Below are 19,368 nucleotides of genomic sequence, written 5' to 3'. Positions count from 1 at the left end.
GCAAGCCAACCACCTCGGACCGGAAGCCCCAAAATCGGGGCCCGAACGCCACCTCGCACGACGGCGGGAGCGCCTGCCTCCGTGACACCCCCGGTGCTCCGGCCCGGGGCGCCCGGCGCAGTGGCCGGCGGCAGGGCCGCCGGGCCCTCGCAGGGGGTCTTTGCCGGAGGGGCCCGTGCAGCGTGCGCCCGGGTGAGCGCGGACGGCCGTGCGGGGCTCATCCCATCGGGCCAATCCGGCGTTGAGTAGCGGCTTCCCGGCCGGGGTTTCCGGGACGATTCCGCCCAGAACACTCGGCTGGGAGGCCCCATGCTGCACCCGTTGAAGAAGCGCACCCCCCTGACGAAGCGCATCGCCCTCGCGCTGTCGACCGGCACCGCCGCGGCCGCCGCCCTGGCGGCGGCTCCGGCCGGGGCCGCCGTACCCGCCGGGGCCGCCATGCCCGCCGCCGCCGGCGCACCGGCTGCCGCCCCGGCCGCGCTGCGGTGGACCGGGTGCGGGACCACGCGGTATCCGTCCCTGCAGTGCGCCTCCCTCCAGGTCCCCCTCGACCACGCCGCCCCGCAGGGCCGCCGGATCACGCTCGCGCTGACGCGCGTCCCGCACACCGCCGCCAAGAGCCAGGGACCGCTGCTGGTCAACCCGGGCGGCCCGGGGGGCAGCGGCCGCAACCTCGCCCCGTACATCGCCTCGGCCCTGCCCAAGGACGTCGCCGCCCAGTACGACGTGATCGGCTTCGACCCGCGCGGCGTCGGCCGCAGCGAGCCCGCCCTCGACTGCGCCGCCGGGCACTTCGACCCCGTACGCCCGGACTCCGTCCCCCGCACCGCGCAGGCCGAGCAGGCCAACCTGGACCGGGTGCGGGCCTTCGCCGAGGCCTGCCAGGCCAGGCACGGGGACGTCCTGCCGTACATCGACACGGTCTCGGCGGCCCGGGACATGGAGGCGATCCGCGCGGCGCTCGGCGCGCCGAAGCTCAGCTACTTCGGCTACTCGTACGGCACCTACCTGGGCGCGGTGTACGCCAAGCTGCACCCGGGCCGGGTGCACCGGATGGTCCTGGACTCGGTCGTCGACCCGGACGGGGTCTGGTACGAGGACAACCTGGCGCAGGACCGGGCCTTCGACGCCCGCCACCGGGCGTTCCTGGGCTGGGTCGCCGACCACGACGCCGTCTACCGGCTCGGCACCGACCGGGACGAGGTGGAGGAGCGCTGGTACGCGATGCGCGCGGCGCTGGCCGCGGAGCCGGCGGGCGGCAAGGTGGGGCCGTCCGAACTGGAGGACACCTACATGCCGGGCGGCTACTACAACGGCTACTGGCCGGTCCTCGCAGAGGCGTTCTCGAAGTACGCGGCGGACGGCGACGCGGCCCCGCTGGTGGCGGCGTACGAGAAGTTCGGGGCGGTCGCGCCGACGGCGGGCAACGGCTACAGCGTCTACACGGCGGTGCAGTGCCGCGACTCGGCGTGGCCGTCGGACTGGAACCGGTGGCGGGCCGACATGTGGCGCACCCATGCCCAGGCCCCCTTCATGACCTGGAACAACGCCTGGTACAACGCCCCGTGCGCGTTCTGGAAGACGGAGCCCCTCCAGGCCCCGGACGTGGCCAACGCCGACCTCCCGCCCGCGCTGCTGCTCCAGGCGACCGAGGACGCGGCGACGCCGTTCGGCGGCGCGCTGGCGATGCGGGAGAAGCTGAAGGGGTCGGCGCTGGTCGTGGAGGCGGGCGGCGGCAACCACGGCGTGTCGATGGGCGGGAACTCCTGCCTGGACGACAAGGTGGCCGCCTACCTGCGGACGGGCGCCGCGGCGGACGCCACGTGCGCCGCGCAGCCCGCGCCGCAGCCGTCCGCCGGTACGCGCGAGGCGGCGCCGGCGGCGGGCGGGGCGGTCCTCCACGGCCTCCTGGGCTTCCGGAGCTGATCATCGGACGGGGGCGATCGCACCCGTGACGACCACGGCACCCGGCGCCTTCGCCGTCGTGCCGGAGCAGGAGCAGGAGCAGGAGCCGCACCGGGCCGGTTCAGGGCAGCGCGCGCAGGGACCGGGTCGCGGCCACCGCCAGGCGGGGGTGGGCCTGGGCGCGGGTGAGGACCTCGCGGGCGCGCGCGTCGGCCAGTTCGCCGAGGCCCTCCACACAGGCGAGGGCCACCCGCCAGTACGGGTCGCGGGGGGAGAGCAGCCGGGACAGGGTGCGGATCAGGGCGGGCGCGGACTCCGGTGCGCGCAGCGCCGTCAGCAGGCGGACCGGCTGAAGGGCGTACGCGGTGCGCAGCTCGTTGGTGGCGAGGGCGGCCGCCGCGCGGGCGGTCCGCGGGTCGTCCAGGACGGCGAGGGCGCGGGCGGCGGCCGCGCAGCGCGGCGGGTCGCGGTGGTTCAGCAGCAGCACCAGCGGTTCGAAGGCGCGGGCGTCGCGGGCGAGGCCGAGCCGGTAGGCGGCGAGCTCCCGCGCCCACAGGGGCAGGCCGGCGCCGGTGAGGGCTGCCGCGAGGGCGTCGGGTCCGGCGGCGAGGAGCTCCCCGTAGCGGGAGGAGCCCCCCGCTTCCGCCCGCAGGCGTTCCAGTACGTCCGGTGAGTCCTGTGCGTCCGGTGCGTAGGTCACCGGCACACCCTAGGGGCTGGCGGGCGGGCCCCGGGGGCGTTTGCCGTGATGGCCGCCCGACATCGGTGGTCGCCGGCCGGCTGCGGCGCAGGCGCCGCGCCCGCAGCGCGGCGCACGTCACACCGCCCGTCGTCTTCCCTGCTCTGGCCAACGAGTTACCGACGGGTTAATCTGCCGTCATACGTTCGGGGTCGGCCTGGTGACGCAGCCGCCCCGTGCCAGTCGGTCCGGTGCCCCGGCCGTCCCCTGCGGGCGGCGAGGCGCCCTTCGCACCGCCCTCTGTGCCCGTGCCGCCTTCCGCGGCCGGTGCTCTGCTTGCGGCGCGGCCCCGGGACAGGGTCCGCCGTCCTCCGCTCCGCCCCCTGCTTCGGCTGCCTGTGCGGAAATCCCCTGTGTTTCCCCGGCCGCGTGTCGTGCGTCGCGCGCCGCCCCTCAGTCGTCACCCTCATCCACTGGAGTCCCGCGATGGACCTTCCGTCCACGTCCGGTCAGCCCGCTCTGCAGACCATCGCCGTCGTCGGCCTCGGCACGATGGGCACCGGCATCGCCGAGGTGCTCGCCCGCGCCGGCCGCGAGGTCATCGGCATCGACATCAGCGAGGCCGCCGCCCGCCGCGCCACCGAGTCCCTCGCCGCCGCGACCGCCCGCTCGGTCGCCCGCGGCGAGCTTTCCGAGCAGGAGCGCGAGGCCGTGCTGGCGCGGCTGCGGACCTTCGGCGAGCCGGCGGCCGCCGCCGACGCCGACCTCGTCGTCGAGGTCGTGCCGGAGGACTACGCCCTCAAGCACCGGATCTTCACGGAGCTCGACGCGGTCGTGCGCCCCGACACCATCCTCGCGACGGGCACGAACGCCCTGTCGGTGACCCGGCTCGCCGCCGAGTCGCTGCGCCCCGAGCGCGTGCTGGGCCTGCACTTCTTCCACCCGGCGCCGGCGATGAAGCTGGTCGAGGTGGTCTCCAGCGTCCTGACGGCCCCGCCGGCCGTGGAGGCGGTCACCGCCCTGGCCCGGGAGCTCGGCAAGGAGCCCGTCTCGGCGGGCGACCGGCCCGGTTTCGTGGCCGACGGCCTGCTGTTCGGCTACCTGAACCAGGCGGCCGCGATGTACGAGTCGAAGTACGCCTCCCGCGAGGACATCGACGCGGCGATGCGGCTCGGCTGCGGCCTGCCGATGGGGCCGCTGGCGCTGCTGGACATGATCGGCGTGGACACGGCGCGGACCGTCCTGGAGGCCATGTACGAGGCGTCGGGCGACCGGCTGCACGCGCCGGCCCCGATCCTGGGGCACCTGGCGGAGGCCGGGCTGACCGGCCAGAAGTCGGGGCGCGGCTTCTACACGTACGAGGCCCCGGGCAGCCAGTCCGTCGTGCGGGACGCGCAGACGCCGCTGGACGGCGCGGGCCTGGGTGAGGGCCGGCCGGTCTCGCGGGTCGGCGTGGCCGGCTCGGGGACCATGGCGGGCGGGATCGCGCAGGTCTTCGCGCAGGCCGGGTACGAGGTGGTCCTGGCGGGCCGCAGCCTGGAGAAGGCGGAGGCCGCGAAGGCGGCGATCGGCAAGTCCCTGGACCGTGCGGTGTCCAAGGGCCGGCTGACGGCGGAGGCGGCGCAGGGGACGCTGGCGCGGATCGCGCCGGCCGGTTCGCTGGACGCGTTCGCCGAGGTCGACCTGGCGGTCGAGGCGGTCGCCGAGGACCTGGCGGTCAAGCAGGAGCTGTTCGCCGCGCTCGACAAGGTCTGCCGGCCGGGCGCGGTGCTGGCCACGACGACGTCCTCGCTGCCGGTGATCGCCTGCGCCCGGGCGACGTCGCGCCCGCAGGACGTGGTCGGCATGCACTTCTTCAACCCGGCTCCGGCGATGAAGCTCGTCGAGGTGGTCCGGACCGTCCTCACCTCGGACGACGTCCACGCCACGGTCCGCGCCGTCTGCACGCGGATCCGCAAGCACCCGGTGGACTGCGGGGACCGGGCCGGGTTCATCGTGAACGCGCTGCTGTTCCCGTACCTGAACAACGCGGTCAAGATGGTCGAGCAGCACTACGCCTGCATCGACGACATCGACGCGGCGATGAGGCTGGGCGGCGGCTACCCGATGGGCCCGTTCGAGCTCCTCGACGTGGTCGGCCTGGATGTCTCCCTGGCGATCGAGAAGGTCCTCCACAAGGAGTTCCGCGACCCGGGCCTGGCCCCGTCCCCGCTGCTGGAGCACCTGGTCGCGGCCGGCTGCCTGGGCCGGAAGACGGGCCGCGGATTCCGTGAGTACGCCCGCCGGTAACCGGAGGGCACCCGAGCCGGATGCGTGGGGAGGGCTGCTCGGGTCCGCCGGACCCTCACGGCGGACCGTTCCCTCCGAGCCCAGTGCGGGCCCTCCCCCGCATCCTCCACCCCCGGCGCACCCCCCTCAGGCGCGCGCCCCGGCCCGGATGAAGTACTTTCGCTCTATGTCCCAGCCCGCCAAGACCTCGTCCCGCGCCGCCACGGCCTCCGACAGCCCGGAGAGCGCGGCCGGCACCAAGGCGGCCGCCCAGCGCCTGAAGATGCGCCGCGAGCTCGCGGCCGCCGCGATGGAGCTGTTCGCGACGAAGGGGTACGAGGCGACCACGGTCGACGAGATCGCCGCGGCCGCCGGAGTGGCGCGCAGGACCTTCTTCCGGCACTTCCGGTCCAAGGAGGAGGCGATCTTCCCGGACCACGACGACACCCTGACCCGCGCCGAGGCCGTGCTGGACGTGGCCCCGGCACACGAGCACCCGCTCGACACGGTGTGCCGCGGGATCAAGGAGGTCATGAAGATGTACGCGGCCTCCCCGGCGGTGTCGGTGGAGCGCTACCGGCTGACCCGGGAGGTGCCGGCGCTGCGGGAGCGGGAGATCGCCTCCGTCGCCCGGTACGAGCGGCTGTTCACCCGGTACCTGCTGGCCCATTTCGACGAGGCGGAGCACCACGACGGCAACGACGACCCGCTGCTGGCGGAGGTGGCCGCGTCCGCGGTGGTGACGGCCCACAACCACGTGCTGCGGCGGTGGCTGCGCTCGGGCGGGCAGGGGGACGTGGAGGCGCAGCTGGACCACGCGTTCGCGATCGTGCGGAAGACCTTCGGGACGGGCATCGGGGCCGGCCGGACCCTGGCGTCCGTACCCTCCCCGGCCGGCTCGGGCGCGGATGCGCCGCCCGCGGCGGTGCGCGCCCAGGACGAGGTGCTGGTGGCGGTGGCGCGTACGGACGCCCCGCTGGAAGAGGTCATGCGGACGATCGAGGAGGCTTTGCGCAACGCCTAGACGGCGCCCCGGGGGTTCCCGGGACCTCCTGAAGCGACAAGCGTCACAGCGGCCGCTCCCCTCACGGGAGCGGCCGCTTCCGTTTGTCCGAGTTGCCCCTACTCACCGGTAACTCTGATCGATCATCGCTCATCTGCGCAGGTCAATCGGCAAATGAGAGAAAGTTTTGGCACGCCGTGCCTTGTCGAGTGACACGGGGTGCCATACGTTGAAGGTGTCCGGATGTCCCCGCGGTCCCGGCCCACTCGGCCACGGAACGCGCCCCGGACGCCTGCGTCACCAGGCATGCACGCCGCACCACCGGCGTCACCCGCACCACCGCTCCAGCCGGACCGACGGCACAGCAGCACCCACCACCCAAGCAACCCGCGCACCCGCGCTCCCTCAGCGCACCCTCATCAGCGCTCCCCCGGCCCGCCGGGGCGCACCCCCAGGAGGCAACACCGTGAAGGACATCCTGGACGCGATCCAGTCGCAGTCCGCGACGGCCGAGGACTTCGCTGCCCTGCCGGTTCCCGAGTCCTACCGCGCCATCACCGTCCACAAGGACGAGACGGAGATGTTCGCCGGGCTCACGACCCGCGAGAAGGACCCGCGCAAGTCCCTGCACCTGGACCAGGTCCCGGTGCCGGAGCTCGGCCCGGGCGAGGCCCTCGTGGCCGTCATGGCCTCCTCGGTCAACTACAACTCCGTGTGGACCTCGATCTTCGAGCCGCTGTCCACCTTCGGCTTCCTGGAGCGCTACGGCCGGGTCTCCGACCTCGCCAAGCGCCACGACCTGCCGTACCACGTCATCGGCTCCGACCTGGCCGGCGTCGTCCTGCGCACCGGCCCGGGCGTCAACTCCTGGAAGCCGGGCGACGAGGTCGTCGCGCACTGCCTCTCCGTCGAGCTGGAGTCCTCCGACGGCCACAACGACACGATGCTCGACCCCGAGCAGCGCATCTGGGGCTTCGAGACCAACTTCGGCGGCCTGGCGGAGATCGCCCTCGTCAAGTCGAACCAGCTGATGCCCAAGCCGGACCACCTCAGCTGGGAGGAGGCCGCGGCCCCCGGCCTGGTCAACTCCACCGCCTACCGCCAGCTCGTCTCCCGCAACGGCGCCGGCATGAAGCAGGGCGACAACGTCCTGATCTGGGGCGCCAGCGGCGGCCTCGGCTCGTACGCCACCCAGTTCGCCCTCGCGGGCGGCGCCAACCCCATCTGCGTCGTCTCCTCCCCCGAGAAGGCCGACATCTGCCGTTCGATGGGCGCCGAGGCGGTCATCGACCGCAACGCCGAGGGCTACAGGTTCTGGAAGGACGAGCGCACCCAGGACCCGCGCGAGTGGAAGCGCTTCGGCTCGAAGATCCGCGAGCTGACCGGCGGCGAGGACATCGACATCGTCTTCGAGCACCCCGGCCGCGAGACCTTCGGCGCCAGCGTCTACGTCACCCGCAAGGGCGGCACCATCACCACCTGCGCGTCGACCTCGGGCTACATGCACGAGTACGACAACCGCTACCTGTGGATGTCGCTGAAGCGGATCATCGGCTCGCACTTCGCGAACTACCGCGAGGCGTGGGAGGCCAACCGCCTGATCGCCAAGGGCAAGATCCACCCGACCCTGTCGAAGGTCTACTCCCTGGAGGAGACCGGCCAGGCCGCCCACGACGTCCACCGCAACGTCCACCAGGGCAAGGTCGGCGTGCTCTGCCTGGCCCCCGAGGAAGGCCTCGGCGTCCGCGACCACGAGCTCCGGGCCACGCACCTCGACGCCATCAACCGCTTCCGGAACGTCTGACCGACCCGAACCGTCGTCGGACCGATCAAGGGCCAAAGGGACAGCCTGAGATGACAGAGCGCCAGAAAGACCGTCCGTGGCTCATGCGGACGTACGCCGGCCACTCCACGGCCGAGGCGTCCAACGAGCTCTACCGCCGCAACCTCGCCAAGGGCCAGACCGGCCTCTCGGTCGCGTTCGACCTGCCGACGCAGACCGGCTACGACCCCGACCACATCCTCGCCCGCGGCGAGGTCGGCCGGGTCGGGGTCCCCGTCTCCCACCTGGGTGACATGCGGCGGCTGTTCCAGGACATCCCCCTGGAGCAGATGAACACCTCGATGACGATCAACGCCACCGCCATGTGGCTGCTGGCGCTCTACCAGGTGGCCGCCGAGGAGCAGGGCGCGGACATCTCCAAGCTCCAGGGCACCACCCAGAACGACATCGTCAAGGAGTACCTCTCGCGCGGGACGCACGTCTTCCCGCCCGGGCCCTCGCTCCGCCTGACGACCGACATGATCGCCTACACGGTCAACCACATCCCGAAGTGGAACCCGATCAACATCTGCAGCTACCACCTGCAGGAGGCGGGCGCCACTCCGGTCCAGGAGATCAGCTACGCGATGGCCACGGCCATCGCCGTCCTGGACTCGGTGCGGGACTCGGGGCAGGTGCCCGAGGAGCGCTTCGGCGAGGTCGTCGCCCGCATCTCCTTCTTCGTCAACGCGGGCGTCCGCTTCATCGAGGAGATGTGCAAGATGCGCGCCTTCGGCCGCATCTGGGACACCGTCACCCGCGAGCGGTACGGCATCGCCGACCCCAAGCAGCGGCGCTTCCGCTACGGCGTCCAGGTCAACTCCCTCGGCCTGACCGAGGCGCAGCCCGAGAACAACGTCCAGCGCATCGTGCTGGAGATGCTCGCGGTCACCCTCTCCAAGGACGCCCGCGCCCGCGCCGTGCAGCTGCCCGCCTGGAACGAGGCCCTCGGCCTTCCCCGGCCGTGGGACCAGCAGTGGTCGCTGCGCATCCAGCAGGTCCTCGCCCACGAGAGCGACCTGCTGGAGTACGACGACATCTTCGCCGGCTCGCACGTCATCGAGGCGAAGGTCGACGCCCTGGTCGCCGACTGCCTCGCCGAGATCGACCGGATCCAGGAGATGGGCGGCGCCATGGCGGCCGTCGAGTCCGGCTACCTGAAGTCCCGGCTGGTCTCCTCGCACGCCGAGCGCCGCGCCCGGATCGAGGCCGGCGAGGACAAGATCGTCGGCGTGAACTGCTTCCAGCAGACCGAGCCGAACCCGCTCACCGCCGACCTGGACACCGCGATCATGACGGTGGACGGGGCGGTGGAGGACACGATCGTGGAGCGGATCCGCCTCTGGCGCGCCGAGCGCCAGGAGTCCTCGGACCGGCAGGGCGGCGGCGACCCGTTCGTCTTCCCGACCGTCTCCCAGGCCCTGGACCGGCTGAAGCAGGCCGCGGCCGGCACGGAGAACCTGATGGAGGCCACCCTGGAGTGCGCCCGCGCCGGCGTCACCACCGGGGAGTGGGCGAACGCCCTGCGCGAGGTCTTCGGCGAGTTCCGGGCCCCGACCGGCGTCTCCTCGGCGCCCGTGGCCGTGACCGCCGAGGAGGGCACTCCGCTCGCCCTCGTCCGCGAGAAGGTCGCCCGCACCGCCGACGAGCTCGGCAGCGGCCGGCTGCGCCTGCTGGTCGGCAAGCCCGGCCTGGACGGGCACTCCAACGGCGCCGAGCAGATCGCCGTCCGCGCCCGCGACGCCGGTTTCGAGGTGGTCTACCAGGGCATCCGGCTGACCCCGGAGGAGATCTCCGCTGCGGCGCTGGCGGAGGACGTCCACTGCGTGGGACTGTCCATCCTGTCCGGCTCGCACAGCGCGCTCGTCCCGGACGTCCTGGAGCGCCTGCGCAGCGCGGGGGCGGGCGACATCCCCGTGGTGCTGGGCGGCATCATTCCCCAGACGGACGCGGAAGCGCTCATGGCGGCCGGAGTCGCCGCCGTGTTCACCCCCAAGGACTTCGGTATCACGGAGATCATCGGCCGTATCGTCGACGAGATCCGCAAGGCCAACAAGCTCAGCCCCCTCATCAGCACGGAGGTCCCCGCATGACCGCCCACCCGGCACCCGCCACCACCCCCGCCGGCGGCACCCCTCCCGGCCCGGCCCCGGTGAACCGGCTGCGGCCCCGCCGCTCCTGCCTCGCCGTCCCGGGCTCGAACCCCCGCTTCCTGGAGAAGGCCCAGGGCCTGCCCGCCGACCAGGTCTTCCTGGACCTGGAGGACGCCTGCGCCCCGCTGGCCAAGCCCGAGGCCCGCCACACCATCGTCAAGTTCCTGAACGAGGGCGACTGGACCGGCAAGACCCGGGTCGTGCGGGTGAACGACTGGACCACCCACTGGACCTACCGCGACGTCGTCACGGTGGTGGAGGGCGCGGGCCAGAACCTGGACTGCATCATGCTGCCGAAGGTGCAGAGCGCCGAGCAGGTCGTCGCGCTCGACCTCCTGCTGACCCAGATCGAGAAGACCATGGGCTTCGAGGTCGGCCGGATCGGCATCGAGGCGCAGATCGAGAACGCCCAGGGCCTGAACAACGTCAACGCGATCGCGCAGGCCTCCCCCCGCATCGAGACGATCATCTTCGGCCCGGCCGACTTCATGGCCTCCATCAACATGAAGTCGCTGGTCGTGGGCGAGCAGCCGCCCGGCTACCCGGCGGACGCCTACCACTACATCCTGATGAAGATCCTGATGGCGGCCCGCGCGAACGACCTCCAGGCGATCGACGGCCCCTACCTGCAGATCAAGAACGTCGACGGCTTCCGCGAGGTCGCCGGCCGCGCCGCCGCGCTCGGCTTCGACGGCAAGTGGGTGCTGCACCCCGGCCAGGTCGAGGCGGCCAACGAGGTGTTCTCCCCGTCGCAGGAGGACTACGACCACGCCGAGCTGATCCTGGACGCGTACGAGTGGTGCACGTCCGAGGCGGGCGGCAAGAAGGGCTCGGCGATGCTCGGCGACGAGATGATCGACGAGGCCAGCCGCAAGATGGCCCTGGTCATCGCCGGCAAGGGCCGCGCGGCCGGCATGCAGCGCACCGGCAAGTTCGAGATCCCGGAGGCCTGACCCGATGCAGTTCGGACGCACGTACGAGGAGTTCGAGGTCGGGGCCGTCTACAAGCACTGGCCCGGGAAGACGGTCACGGAGTACGACGACCACCTCTTCTGCCTCCTGACCATGAACCACCACCCGCTCCACATGGACGCGAACTACGCCGAGAAGACGACGGACTTCGGCCGCAACGTGGTGGTGGGCAACTACATCTACTCGCTGCTCCTCGGCATGTCCGTGCCGGACGTCTCCGGCAAGGCCATCGCCAACCTGGAGATCGAGTCGCTGCGGCACGTCGCCCCGACGTTCCACGGCGACACGATCTACGGCGAGACCACGGTCCTGGACAAGACGCCCTCGAAGTCGAAGAGCGACCGCGGGATCGTCTACGTCGAGACCAAGGGCTACAAGCAGGACGGCACCCTCGTCTGCGTCTTCCGGCGCAAGGTGATGGTTCCGACCGAGACGTACACCAAGGAGCGCGGCGGCGAGCAGCCCGGCCGGCCCGAGCTGAAGGAACAGGGGAAGTAAGCCATGACGCGTCTCGCCCAGACCGCCGGCCTGACCGACGTCCAGCAGGAGATCCTCAAGACCGTCCGCGAGTTCGTGGACAAGGAGATCATCCCGATCGCGACCGAGCTGGAGCACCGCGACGAGTACCCGCAGCAGATCGTCGACGGCCTGAAGGAGCTGGGGCTCTTCGGGCTGATGATCCCCGAGGAGTACGGCGGTCTCGGTGAGTCGCTGCTCACGTACGCGCTGTGCGTGGAGGAGATAGCCCGCGGCTGGATGTCCGTCTCGGGCATCATCAACACGCACTTCATCGTGGCGTACATGCTCAAGCAGCACGGCACGCAGGAGCAGAAGGACCACTTCCTGCCGCGGATGGCGCTGGGCGAGGTGCGGGGCGCGTTCTCGATGTCCGAGCCGGGGCTGGGCTCCGATGTGTCGGCGATCACGTCGAAGGCGGTCAGGGACGGCGACGAGTACGTCCTGAACGGCCAGAAGATGTGGCTGACCAACGGCGGCACCTCCACGCTGGTGGCCGTGCTGTGCCGGAGTGACGAAGGACACCCCGAGGGCACGGCGCCCCACAAGTCGATGACGACCTTCCTGGTGGAGAAGGAGCCGGGCTTCGGCGAGGTCCGCCCGGGCCTCACCATCCCCGGAAAGATCGACAAGATGGGCTACAAGGGCGTCGACACGACCGAGCTCATCATGGACGGACTGCGCATTCCGGCCAATCGCGTACTCGGCGGACAGACCGGCCGGGGCTTCTACCAGATGATGGACGGGGTCGAGGTCGGCCGGGTCAACGTGGCGGCGCGTGGCTGCGGCGTCGCGCAGCGCGCCTTCGAGCTGGGCGTCTCGTACGCCCAGCAGCGCCACACCTTCGGCAGGCCGATCGCCCAGCACCAGGCCATCCAGTTCAAGCTGGCCGAGATGGCTACCAAGGTGGAAGCCGCTCATGCGATGATGGTCAACGCAGCTCGCAAAAAGGACTCCGGGGAACGAAACGACCTCGAAGCAGGGATGGCGAAGTACCTCGCCTCCGAGTACTGCAAGGAGGTCGTGGAGGACGCGTTCCGCATCCACGGCGGCTACGGCTTCTCGAAGGAGTACGAGATCGAGCGCCTCTACCGGGAGGCGCCGATGCTGCTGATCGGTGAAGGTACTGCCGAGATCCAGAAAATGATCATTGGGCGACGCCTGCTCGAGGAGTACCGACTCCAGGGCTGAAAGTCCCTTTTGCGGCGGATCCTCCAGGGGTCCGCCGCAAAAGGATCACTGGCAGTCACTGGCTGACGGGCATCGACTCGGCTTCTGGCTTGCCCAGTTGTCGCGCGCAACCGATAGCATTCCAGAAAAGCCGCCGTCCCGTCCCCCTGTTTGCGGCGCGGCAATCCACCGCTACGAAGGTCATCCATGCCCCACAGCCAAACCTCTGCACCTCGCGACAGCCTCTCCGGCGTACGCCTCGCGCGCGGAGCATCGCCGTGGCTTCTGCCGACCGTCGCCACCGCGGCGCTCAGCCTCGCCCGGGCCCGCAAGTCCGGACGCTGGGCCGCGGCGGCCGTGCCCGCCACCGCTCTCGCCGCGGGCATGCTGTGGTTCTTCCGCGACCCCGAGCGGGAGATCGCCCAGGGCCGCGTCATCTCGCCGGCCGACGGCGTGGTGCAGAGCATCATGCCGTGGAAGGACGGACGCACCCGCGTCGCGATCTTCATGAGCCCGCTGAACGTCCACGTCAACCGCGCGCCGCTGGCCGGCACGGTGACGTCCGTGGAGCACATCCCCGGTGGGTTCGTCCCGGCGTTCAACAAGGAGAGCGAGAACAACGAGCGCGTCGTCTGGCACTTCGACACCGAGCTCGGCGACATCGAGATGGTGCAGATCGCCGGAGCGGTCGCGCGCCGCATCGTCCCGTACCTGCCGGCCGGCACCAAGGTGGAGCAGGGTGAGCGCATCGGTCTGATCCGCTTCGGCTCCCGCGTCGACATCTACCTCCCCGAGGGCGTCGAGGTCGCGGTCGAGGTCGGTCAGGCCACCACCGCGGGGGTGACCCGAATTGACCGTGACTGACCCGGAGACTCCCGCCACAGGCTGGGTGCCCGAGGCCGCCGAGGAGGAGGCCGCCGAGGACGACATGCCGCTCTCGCTGCGGCTGTCGATAGCGGACACCCTCACCCTCGGCAACGCCACGTGCGGGTTCATGGCGGTGTACTTCACCACCACCGGGATCCTCATCCCGCACCTCACCGGCAGCGGCGAGTCCGGCATGGCCCGGCACAGCGCGGCGACCGCGGTGATACTGATGCTGCTCGCGGCGGTCTTCGACCTCTTCGACGGCATCGTCGCCCGGAAGCTGCGCAGCTCCCCCATGGGCGCCGAGCTGGACAACCTGTCCGACCTGATCAGCTTCGGGCTCGCGCCGGCGTACTTCGTCCTCGTGTACGGGATGGTCGCCGACGACGCGCACCAGAAGGTCTCGGCGCTCGCGGCGATCGTCGTGCTGCTGGCGGTCGTGCTGCGACTCGCCCGGTTCAGCTGCGTGACGATGAAGGACGGCATGTTCCAGGGCATGCCGAGCCCCTTCGGCGCCCTCACGGTCGTCTCGATCGTGCTGCTGGAGCTGCCCTTCCCGCCGACCCTGCTGGCGATCATCGGTGTCGCGTGGCTGATGGTGAGCCGCGTCGAGTACCCGAAGCCGCGGGGCGTCCTCGCGATCGCCATGCTCAGCTGGATCATCAGCGCCATGGGCCTGCTCGCGGCGTGGGCGTTCGACGCGCCCGGCGGCCAGCTGCTGCTGCAGACCGGCTGCGCCCTGCAGATCGCCCTGGCGGCGACCATTCCGCTGTTCGCCACCACCCGCCGGGCCAACACCTTCCGGCACAACCGCCGCGAGGCCCGGGCAGCCCAGCTCCCGTAGCCCGCAGCACCGCACCACCGACGAGGGCCTCCGCCGCCGCCAGGCAGCGGGGGCCCTCGCGTGTTCCGGCCGGTACGAGCGCCCCGGGGGCCGGACCGCCCGGACCGCCCGGACCGGGCCCGGGCCCCGGCGCGGGGCAGGCCGCGTAGCCTTGATGTCGGAAAACGGCCAGCCCGGCGCCGCCCGGGCCGGAATGCTGGGAGCCATGTACACCGACACCGAGCGCTGCGTCAGGGCCGTGCAGTCGAAGGACGCCCGCTTCGACGGCTGGTTCTTCACCGCCGTGCGGACGACGCGGATCTACTGCCGGCCCAGCTGCCCGGCCGTACCGCCCAAGGTCGAGAACATGACCTTCCTGCCGAGCGCGGCCGCCTGCCAGCAGGCCGGGTACCGCGCCTGCAAGCGGTGCCGTCCCGACACCTCGCCCGGCTCCCCCGAGTGGAACGCCCGCGCCGACGCCGTCGCCCGCGCCGTACGGCTCATCCAGGACGGTGTCGTGGACCGCGAGGGCGTCCCCGGCCTCGCCTCCCGCCTCGGCTACTCCACCCGCCAGGTGGAACGCCAGCTGAACGCCGAGCTCGGGGCCGGGCCGCTCGCGCTCGCCCGCGCCCAGCGCGCCCAGACCGCCCGCCTGCTGATCGAGACCTCCGAGCTGCCGATGGGCGACGTCGCCTTCGCCGCCGGGTTCTCCTCCATCCGCACCTTCAACGAGACCGTCCGGGAGGTCTTCGCCCTCGCCCCCGGCGAGCTGCGCGCCCGCGCCGCCGGCGGCAGCGCGGGCAGCACGGGCGGCGGCGCCCGGCAGGCCCCCCGGATCCCCGGCACGATCAGCCTGCGGCTGCCGTTCCGCGCCCCGCTCAACCCGGACAACCTCTTCGGCCACCTCGCCGCGACCGCCGTCCCGGGCGTCGAGGAGTGGCGGGCCGGCGCCTACCGCCGCACCCTGCGGCTGCCCTACGGCACCGGGATCGCCGCGCTCACCCCGCGGCCCGACCACATCGGCTGCCAGCTCGCCCTCACCGACCTGCGCGACCTCACCATCGCGATCAGCCGCTGCCGCCGCCTCCTCGACCTCGACGCCGACCCCGAGGCCGTCGACGGGCAGCTGCGCGCCGACCCGCTGCTGGCGCCACTCGTCGACAAGGCACCCGGCCGCCGGGTGCCGCGGACCGTCGACGCCGCCGAATTCGCCGTACGGGCGGTGCTGGGCCAGCAGGTGTCCACCGCGGCGGCCCGCACCCACGCCGCCCGCCTGGTCTCCGCCCACGGCGAACCCGTCGCCGACCCCGACCCGGCGGGCGGACTCACCCACCTCTTCCCCACCGCCGGCGCCCTCGCCGGCCTCGACCCGGAGGCGCTCGCCCTCCCGCGCAGCCGCCGCACCGCCCTGACCACCCTCGTCACCGCCCTGGCCGACGGCTCCCTGCCGCTCGGCGTCGACATCGACTGGGAGGAAGCCCGCGCCCGCCTCACCGCCCTGCCCGGCATCGGCCCCTGGACCACCGAGGTCATCGCGATGCGGGCACTCGGCGACCCCGACGCCTTCCTCCCGTCCGACCTCGGCCTGCGGCGGGCCGCGCAACAGCTCGGGCTGCCGTCCACACCTGCGGCGCTCACCGCCCGCGCCGCCGCCTGGCGGCCCTGGCGCGCATACGCCGTCCAGTACCTGTGGGCCACCGACAGCCACCCCATCAACCACCTGCCCGCCTGAGGAGCGCCCGGCATGACCAGCATGACCACCAGCACCGGCAACGGCACCGCCGCCAAGCAGCACACCGTCGTCGACAGCCCCTACGGACCCCTCACGCTGGTCGCCTCGGACGGCGTCCTGTGCGGGCTCTACATGGTCGGACAGCGGCACCGGCCCGCCGAGGAGTCCTTCGGCGCGCGGGTCTCCGCCGAGGAGGAGCCGTTCCCGGAGGTCGTCCGGCAGCTGGCCGCGTACTTCGCCGGCGAGCTGACCCGCTTCGACCTGCCCCTCCGCATGGAGGGCACCCCGTTCCAGCGCAGCGTGTGGGACCAGCTGGTGCAGATCCCGTACGGGCAGACCTGGTCGTACGGGGAGCTCGCGGCCCGGCTCGGCAAGCCGAACGCGTCCCGGGCCGTCGGCCTCGCCAACGGGAAGAACCCGATCGGCATCATCGTCCCCTGCCACCGCGTGATCGGCGCCTCGGGCGGCATGACCGGCTACGGCGGCGGCCTGGACCGCAAGGTCCGCCTGCTGGAGCACGAGTCCGGCAAGGCGGCCGCCGCCCCGGCTGCGGAGGCCCTCTTCTGACGCGCGGGGCGGAGGTCACAGCGCTGACGGCGGCCAGGACCACGGTGGCGGCGGCGAGCCGCCGCCGGGACCGGTACGGGGCGACCGCCTTGGCGGCTCCGTGGAACTCCTCACGCGTGAGCTCGTAGGCCTGGGTGGTGAAGGAGGCTTCGCCCATGCCGTGCACCCGCAGAGGGCATTCCCCCGCCGCCCGCCGCTAGACCACGGCCAGCGGCACCAGCAGGGCGAAGGCGGCGCCGGCCTCCACGGCGTAGCCGAAGAGGGACGGGTGCTGCACCGGGGCTGCGAGCAGCACGACGCTCTGCCGGGCGGCGGCCGCCTCCACCCAGTCGGCGTCGGCCCCCAGGTTGCCCTGGTACCAGCCCTCGCAGGGGCCCGGCCCCGAGACGGCGAGCAGGTCGTCCTCACGGCGGTAGAAGGCCTGCCAGCCCTCGGCGGGGGCCGACCACCCCTCGAAGTCGCTGAAGAGGGCCCAGCCGCCCTCGCGTATCGCGGTGTCGAACAGCCACACCGGGGTGCCGTCGGCGGTGACCTCGCCGCTCTCCTGGCGGTCGGTGGTGAAGTGGACCATGGGCAGCGCATCCGGCCCGTCGGCCGTGCTCGGCCAGGCGTACATGGTGATCATCGCTCGATTGTGTCCTGCCGCGTGTAAGCGCCGTGTCACCGACCCCGCGTCAGAAGGCTTCCGGGCGGCGGCCGTTCTCCAGCTCCACCGCGCCCCCGCCCGACTCCAGCACCCGGCACGCCTCCAGCGCCCGCCGGCCGAGCGGCCCGAGGAGGTAGTCGGGGAGCTCCGCGGGGGCGACGAGCCGCCAGGACAGCAGCTCCTCCTCCTGCAACCGGATCGACGCGAGCTCGTCGGCGCCGAGGACGCCGCCGTCGAAGAGGTACGCGACCAGCGGGGGCCGGCCGGGGCCCACCGTCCAGTCCACGGCCAGCAGTCGGCCGAGCGGCCGGTCGAGCCCGATCTCCTCGGCGCTCTCGCGCCGGGCGGCGGCCCGCGGGGACTCGCCCGCGTCGGACTCGATCGTCCCGCCGGGCAGCGCCCAGCCCTCCCGGTAGTTCGGCTCGACGATCAGGACGCGACCCTCCGCGTCCCGGTACAGCGCGGCGGCACCCGCCAGGACGCGGGGCAGGCTCGCGATGTACGTGGCGTAGTCATCCGTGGTGGTCACGCGGCCACCCTACCGACCGGGCACGGGGGGTGGGGTGGGCGCCGGGAAGGGGGACCCGGCGGGCGGGCGAGGCGCGCATTTCGCGCCGTTTGGGCATCATTCGCCCATGTATCGGGGCGGGTGTGGCCCAGGCCACGCATGGGCTTTAGAGGATCCTCCGGATAGGCTCGGGGTGGCGCGACTGCACTGTTCGAAAGCAAGGGATGGCAAGGTGACGGACGGAGCAGTATCTGAGGCCGCGCGCGTGCTGATCGCCGCGGACAAGTTCAAGGGCTCGCTCACGGCCGTTCAGGTCGCCGAGCGGGTGACGGCCGGCCTGCGCAGGGCCGCACCCGGCGTGGAGGTCGAGACCCTCCCCGTCGCGGACGGCGGCGACGGCACGGTCGCGGCCGCCGTGGCGGCCGGTTTCGAACGCCGGGAGGTACGGGTCACCGGGCCGCTCGGCGAGCCGGTCACGGCCGCCTTCGCCCTGCGCGACGGCACCGCGGTGGTCGAGATGGCGGAGGCCTCCGGCCTCCAGCTGCTCCCGGCGGGCGTCTTCGCCCCGCTGACCGCGACCACGTACGGCTCCGGCGAGGTCCTGAAGGCCGCCCTGGACGCCGGGGCCCGCACGATCGTCTTCGGCGTCGGCGGCAGCGCCACCACCGACGGCGGCGCGGGCATGCTCGCCGCGCTGGGCGCGGTGTTCCTGGACGCGGACGGCCGGCCCGTCGGTCCGGGCGGTGGCGCCCTGGCCGGGCTCGCCTCGGCCGACCTGTCGGGCATCGACCCGCGCTTCGCGGACGTCGGCTTCGTCCTGGCGAGCGACGTGGACAACCCGCTGACGGGCCCCAAGGGCTGCGCGGCGGTGTACGGGCCGCAGAAGGGCGCGACGCCCGAGGACGTGGAGGCGCTCGACGCGGCGCTCGCCCACTACGCGCGGGTCCTGGAGCAGGCGATCGGCCCGAAGGCCGCCGAGCTCGCGGCCTCGCCCGGCGCCGGAGGCGCGGGCGGCATCGGCTACGGCGCGCTGCTGCTCGGCGCGAGCTTCCGCCCCGGCATCGAGCTGATGCTGGACGTGCTCGGCTTCGCCCCCGCCCTGGAGCGGGCGACGCTGGTCATCACCGGCGAGGGCTCGCTGGACGAGCAGACCCTGCACGGCAAGGCCCCCGCGGGCGTCGCCGCGGCGGCGCGGGCGGCGGGCAAGGAGGTCGTCGCGGTGTGCGGCCGGCTCCGGCTGGACCAGTCGGCACTCCGCGCGGCCGGCATCCGCCGGGCGTACCCGCTGACGGAGCTCGAACCGGACCCGGCAACCTGCATCGCCAACGCGGGCCCCCTGCTGGAACAGGTGGCGGCGAACATCGCGGCGGAGGTGCTGGGCGCCTGACCGGCGCGGCCGCGCCCCCGCGGGCCGGGGGCGCGGCGGGGTCGGCCGGCGTCGGAGTGCGCGGCCGGCTCGATCGAGGAGGAGCGGTGCTTCCGCCGGGCGGGAGTGAAGGGCGGCGGGGGCTGCCCGCCGGTCCGGTGTCCTTCCGGGGCGGGACGGGCTGTCAAGGGCCCTCCTCCCCGGAAGAACGATGGGACTGACGGGAAGCCCCCACCGCCGAGTCCCTCCGCGCCCCGACCCGCCGAAGCCGCCCCTGCCCGCCCGCCCCGCGCCCGTCGCCATCCCCCACCCGGAGCACCACCCCCTGCCTCCGCCCCCACGCCTCCCGCCCCCTCCCGGGCCCCGCCCCC

Annotated in this window: 16 protein-coding genes; 13 read left to right on the top strand and 3 right to left on the bottom strand. The window is 72.9% G+C overall.

Features of this window, described 5'->3' with window-relative positions; all coding sequences use genetic code 11:
• The first annotated feature begins 309 nt into the window (after window positions 1-309).
• A complete protein-coding gene (locus tag C0216_RS10255; RefSeq protein WP_114054970.1) occupies window positions 310-1,926 on the top strand; it encodes an alpha/beta hydrolase in 1,617 nt (538 codons plus the stop codon).
• Window positions 1,927-2,026: 100 nt separating this feature from the next.
• On the opposite strand, the gene C0216_RS10250 is transcribed toward C0216_RS10255, so the two are convergent.
• Window positions 2,027-2,605, bottom strand: a complete 579-nt coding sequence (locus C0216_RS10250) for an adenylosuccinate lyase (RefSeq protein WP_114054969.1) — start codon at window positions 2,603-2,605, stop codon at window positions 2,027-2,029.
• A gap of 465 nt (window positions 2,606-3,070) precedes the next feature.
• Between C0216_RS10250 and C0216_RS10245 the strand changes: the two genes are divergently transcribed.
• The 11 genes from C0216_RS10245 to C0216_RS10195 all read left to right on the top strand — a co-directional run bounded on the left by C0216_RS10245 (window position 3,071) and on the right by C0216_RS10195 (window position 16,477).
• Window positions 3,071-4,873 (top strand): 3-hydroxyacyl-CoA dehydrogenase family protein, encoded by a 1,803-nt coding sequence (locus C0216_RS10245; protein WP_174250372.1) that lies wholly within the window; start codon window positions 3,071-3,073, stop codon window positions 4,871-4,873.
• Between the two features lie 148 nt (window positions 4,874-5,021).
• Entirely contained in the window at window positions 5,022-5,876 is an 855-nt protein-coding gene (locus C0216_RS10240; RefSeq protein WP_216827066.1) for a TetR family transcriptional regulator, read from the top strand.
• A gap of 445 nt (window positions 5,877-6,321) precedes the next feature.
• A complete protein-coding gene (gene ccrA / locus C0216_RS10235) occupies window positions 6,322-7,659 on the top strand; it encodes a crotonyl-CoA carboxylase/reductase (RefSeq protein WP_114054967.1) in 1,338 nt (445 codons plus the stop codon).
• 50 nt (window positions 7,660-7,709) lie between these two features.
• Window positions 7,710-9,770 (top strand): protein meaA, encoded by a 2,061-nt coding sequence (locus C0216_RS10230; RefSeq protein ID WP_114054966.1) that lies wholly within the window; start codon window positions 7,710-7,712, stop codon window positions 9,768-9,770.
• Entirely contained in the window at window positions 9,767-10,783 is a 1,017-nt protein-coding gene (locus C0216_RS10225) for an HpcH/HpaI aldolase/citrate lyase family protein (RefSeq protein ID WP_246042442.1), read from the top strand. Before C0216_RS10230 ends, C0216_RS10225 begins: the two co-directional genes overlap by 4 nt.
• 4 nt (window positions 10,784-10,787) lie before the next feature.
• Window positions 10,788-11,300 (top strand): MaoC family dehydratase, encoded by a 513-nt coding sequence (locus C0216_RS10220; protein WP_114054965.1) that lies wholly within the window; start codon window positions 10,788-10,790, stop codon window positions 11,298-11,300.
• Between the two features lie 3 nt (window positions 11,301-11,303).
• Window positions 11,304-12,509: an acyl-CoA dehydrogenase family protein gene (locus tag C0216_RS10215; RefSeq protein ID WP_114054964.1), complete on the top strand. Its 1,206-nt coding sequence runs from the start codon at window positions 11,304-11,306 to the stop codon at window positions 12,507-12,509.
• A gap of 186 nt (window positions 12,510-12,695) precedes the next feature.
• The gene (locus C0216_RS10210) at window positions 12,696-13,352 is read left to right on the top strand and encodes a phosphatidylserine decarboxylase (RefSeq protein ID WP_114054963.1); all 657 of its coding nucleotides are present in this window, start codon (window positions 12,696-12,698) and stop codon (window positions 13,350-13,352) included.
• Window positions 13,353-13,377: 25 nt separating this feature from the next.
• The gene (gene pssA / locus C0216_RS10205) at window positions 13,378-14,199 is read left to right on the top strand and encodes a CDP-diacylglycerol--serine O-phosphatidyltransferase (protein WP_174250506.1); all 822 of its coding nucleotides are present in this window, start codon (window positions 13,378-13,380) and stop codon (window positions 14,197-14,199) included.
• A 205-nt stretch (window positions 14,200-14,404) separates the two neighbouring features.
• Complete coding sequence (locus C0216_RS10200) at window positions 14,405-15,910, top strand: AlkA N-terminal domain-containing protein (RefSeq protein WP_114058573.1); 1,506 nt, start codon at window positions 14,405-14,407, stop codon at window positions 15,908-15,910.
• Between the two features lie 21 nt (window positions 15,911-15,931).
• Window positions 15,932-16,477: a methylated-DNA--[protein]-cysteine S-methyltransferase gene (locus C0216_RS10195; protein ID WP_114058572.1), complete on the top strand. Its 546-nt coding sequence runs from the start codon at window positions 15,932-15,934 to the stop codon at window positions 16,475-16,477.
• A gap of 196 nt (window positions 16,478-16,673) precedes the next feature.
• On the opposite strand, the gene C0216_RS10190 is transcribed toward C0216_RS10195, so the two are convergent.
• Both C0216_RS10190 and C0216_RS10185 read right to left on the bottom strand, forming a co-directional pair.
• Complete coding sequence (locus C0216_RS10190; protein ID WP_114054961.1) at window positions 16,674-17,102, bottom strand: hypothetical protein; 429 nt, start codon at window positions 17,100-17,102, stop codon at window positions 16,674-16,676.
• Between the two features lie 49 nt (window positions 17,103-17,151).
• The gene (locus C0216_RS10185; protein WP_114054960.1) at window positions 17,152-17,652 is read right to left on the bottom strand and encodes an NUDIX domain-containing protein; all 501 of its coding nucleotides are present in this window, start codon (window positions 17,650-17,652) and stop codon (window positions 17,152-17,154) included.
• 211 nt (window positions 17,653-17,863) lie between these two features.
• Here C0216_RS10185 and C0216_RS10180 point away from each other — a divergent pair, with 211 nt between their 5' ends.
• The gene (locus C0216_RS10180) at window positions 17,864-19,018 is read left to right on the top strand and encodes a glycerate kinase (RefSeq protein WP_114054959.1); all 1,155 of its coding nucleotides are present in this window, start codon (window positions 17,864-17,866) and stop codon (window positions 19,016-19,018) included.
• The last annotated feature ends 350 nt before the right edge of the window (window positions 19,019-19,368 follow it).

The organism is Streptomyces globosus, from assembly GCF_003325375.1.
In the GTDB taxonomy this organism is placed as follows: domain Bacteria; phylum Actinomycetota; class Actinomycetes; order Streptomycetales; family Streptomycetaceae; genus Streptomyces; species Streptomyces globosus_A.
Note: the sequence above shows the minus strand (reverse complement) of the source record. Positions and strands in the feature narration are given on the sequence as shown.